Here is a 3,195-nt window from a genome sequence, read left to right as displayed (position 1 = left end):
ACCACGCCGACGTCATCAGCCTCAAAGGCAACAGCTACCGACTCAAAAAACACCAGCCCACCGCCGGTACGGCACAATAGAACGAACAACAAGTGGCCCCGTTTTCAAATGGCACTAATGGCCCTGTTTTGGGTTTGCGTTAACATCTGGGTATCCGGCGTCGCTGTCCTCGCTGTTTGGCCGTGGGAGCTGTCCCCACTCAAACTGCCATAACCAGACCCGGATGGTCACGCTGATTCCCTGGCTATGCTCACGGTGAGATGCAAAATGAGGGCAACAGTGGCATTTTGTCGAGAAAGCTTCCAGCTCTCCTGGTCCTAGGTCCGGCCCCGCGCGAGGGCTGCAAGAGCGGTCTGTTTCTAAACAGGCAGAACTTCCGGGTTGGCCAGTGCGTTGGGTTCCTGGTGTTGCAGCCCGGGGTCCGATGCTCGTCTGGGGCTGAGATGGATTCCGGCGATCATGCATCGAACGGAGCCTCCGGCGAGTTCAATCGTGGGTACATCGATAGGGAGAAGGGTGCAGCTGCGCTGCATGAGTTCCTTTTGGGCTTCGGTGAGGCTCCGGAACGCCCTGTGGGACAGGACCAGAACGCGCCCGTGAATGCCTTGCAGCTCTATGGCGTTTCCTGCAAATTCGCGGATCTGGTGGTGGGAAAGATCGACAACGGTCCGCCCTCCTGATCTCAGCCGTTCCGCAACCTCGGTCCGGCGGGACTCTGACCTGATTAGATCCAGTCCCACCATCGCGAACTCCGTTGCGACGCACATCATCACATTCGTGTGGTATACAGCAGTGCCGTTGGAGTCTGTCGCGTCGAAAACCATTGGCTCGTAGCCGAAGTTCGTGCAAAACCGTTCCAGGGCCACCGGGTCCGCCCGGTGGGACCTGGCAACGTAGGCGACACGCTCCTGGTGGTCCAGGACCATTGCCCCGGTGCCCTCGAGGAACACATCGTCCAGCTCCAGCCCGGAGTAATCAATGACGTCCTGGACCCGATAGCGGGCTTTCAGGAGTTCAAGGACGTCAGCCCGGCGTTCGTGCCGGCGGTTCGGGGTGTACATCGGGAAAACCGCGACGTGGCCGCCGGCATGGGTGGAGAGCCAATTGTTGGGAAAGACGCTGTCCGGGCGTATGTGGTCATGATCTTCGAACAGGTGCACGATGATGCCAGAGGCTTCCAGTGCCTTGGCGAGGCGGGTTACCTCTTCGTGTGCGGCAGCGGCAAGCACGTCCGGGTCCGGGTAGTCTCCGGAGACCTGGAAGGCGTTATCAGCCGCCGTTGCCGGGTTGGGAGTGAACCGGTGGGGACGGATGAGGATAACCGAGCGGGGAGCCTGGACCGACATGGTGGGCTTAGGATCCGATGGGTGAGAGCACACTGACGAGGCCGAAGAGGTCCTTGGGGTTCTCCGGATTGGCCACAAGGTCGATTTCTTCGAAGAAATTCGAACCGTCGACGGCATCACGGACGTAGCGCAGCGCGGAGAAATCCTCGATGGCGAAGCCGACGGAGTCAAAAATCGTGATCTGTTCCGAAGTTGTGCGCCCCGGGGCCCGGTCGCCCAGAACTTGCCAGAATTCCGTGACGGGGAAATCAGAGGCCATCTGCTGGATCTCGCCTTCAATGCGCGTCTGGGGGATGTACTCCACAAAAACGTCGCCGAGTTCCAGAATGGCGGCGTCGAGCTCGGTCTTTCCGGGGCAGTCCCCGCCGATGGCGTTGATGTGGACGCCGGGGGTAATAAGGTCGGCCGTGAGGATGGTGGCGTTGGCCTTGTCGGCGGTGCAGGTCGTGATGACATGAGCGCCCTGCACTGCATCGGCGGCCGAAGACGCGATTATGACCTCAAAGCCCAGAGGCGAGATATTGCGGACGAACTTCTCCATTGCGGCCGGGTCCGTGTCCCAAACCCTGAGCGTGGTGATCCCAAGGGCGGCCCTGAATGCCAGCGCCTGGAATTCGGATTGGCTGCCGGTTCCCATCATGGCCATGACCGTGGAACCCGGGTTGGCAAGTTTCTTCGCGACCATACCCGAGGTCGCCGCAGTGCGCAGGGCAGTCAGCACGGTCATCTCGGTCAGGAACGTCGGATACCCGTTGTGGACGTCGGCGAGGACGCCGAAGGCAGTCACCGTCTGGAAGCCGCGGGCAGGATTCGACGGGTGCCCGTTGACATACTTGAAACCGTAGGTTTCGTGATCGCTCGTGGGCATCAGCTCAATCACTCCAAACGGGGTATGGCTGGCGACGCGGGGGGATTTGTCAAAGGACTCCCAGCGGCGGAAGTCGTCCTCGAGGTAGCCAATCATCTCGGAGATGATCGTCTCCGGTCCGCGACCGGCGACCCACCGCACCATGTTGTGGACATCGACAAACCGTGTCATTTTCCATTCCTCATTCCTTGTAAACAATCGATGCCCCAACCGTATGCGGCTACGATATGCATCCACAATGACCGAAAAGATTACTTTCTGGCTAAAAGATACGCAGAATGCTGAACAGGTTTTTACACTTCGCTAGTCTTGTCTCCCTCGGGCAGCAGGCGGGGCATAACGGGCTATCTCAACACGGAACTGAGCAACAGGCTCGTCTCACTGTTGACGATCCCCTCGACACCCCGGATCCTGCCCAGCACGTTGTCGAAGCCGCTGAGACTTTCCGTGCGCAGCTCCGCGACGAGGTCCCAACCGCCGTTTGTGGTGTGCAGTGACCGGATTTCGGGGAAACCTCGCAGCTCGCGGATCACTTTGTTGGCCGACCTGCCCTCCACTGCGATCAGGGTGATGGCGTGAAGGGCCAAAGGATCCACTTCATCGCGGACCCTGGCTGTGAAGCCCACGATGGTTCCAGAGGTGAGAAGGCGATCAAGGCGGCTATTCACCGTCGCCCTGGCGACACCCAGTGTGCGGGCAAGGCTTGCCACAGAAGCCCGGCCATCTTCCCTCAGAGCGGAAAGGAGCTGCCGGTCAAGTTCAGTAAGGGATGTCATGTACACAACGTACAGGCGACCCCGGCAATATGAGCATTTTTTCGACGAAATGGAGGCATTTCCGCAATTGAGGGTGCACATTATTGGGCCGTAGTGTGAATGCAGGGCGGTGTCAACTCGTCTAAGCAACGTTGTCGTTGAGTAGCTGGTTGAATGCTTCCCGGGGCGTGTAGAAGCCTAGAACTTTTCGTGGGCGGTCGTTGAG

Annotated in this window: 3 protein-coding genes; all 3 read right to left on the bottom strand. The window is 59.4% G+C overall.

All coding sequences use genetic code 11. The features are described from left to right. Nucleotides 1–359: 359 nt before the first annotated feature. A complete protein-coding gene (locus QK291_RS18915; protein WP_282384389.1) occupies nucleotides 360–1,346 on the bottom strand; it encodes an arginine deiminase-related protein in 987 nt (328 codons plus the stop codon). 7 nt (nucleotides 1,347–1,353) lie between these two features. Continuing rightward, a complete protein-coding gene (locus QK291_RS18910) occupies nucleotides 1,354–2,385 on the bottom strand; it encodes an ornithine cyclodeaminase (RefSeq protein ID WP_282384388.1) in 1,032 nt (343 codons plus the stop codon). Between the two features lie 173 nt (nucleotides 2,386–2,558). Then, on the bottom strand, nucleotides 2,559–2,990 hold the full coding sequence (locus tag QK291_RS18905; RefSeq protein WP_282384386.1) for an Lrp/AsnC family transcriptional regulator: 432 nt from the start codon (nucleotides 2,988–2,990) through the stop codon (nucleotides 2,559–2,561). Nucleotides 2,991–3,195: the final 205 nt, after the last annotated feature.

The sequence above is a fragment of the Arthrobacter sp. AL12 genome, from assembly GCF_029960645.1.
In the GTDB taxonomy this organism is placed as follows: Bacteria; Actinomycetota; Actinomycetes; order Actinomycetales; family Micrococcaceae; genus Arthrobacter.
This window is presented reverse-complemented; position numbering and strand designations above follow the sequence as displayed.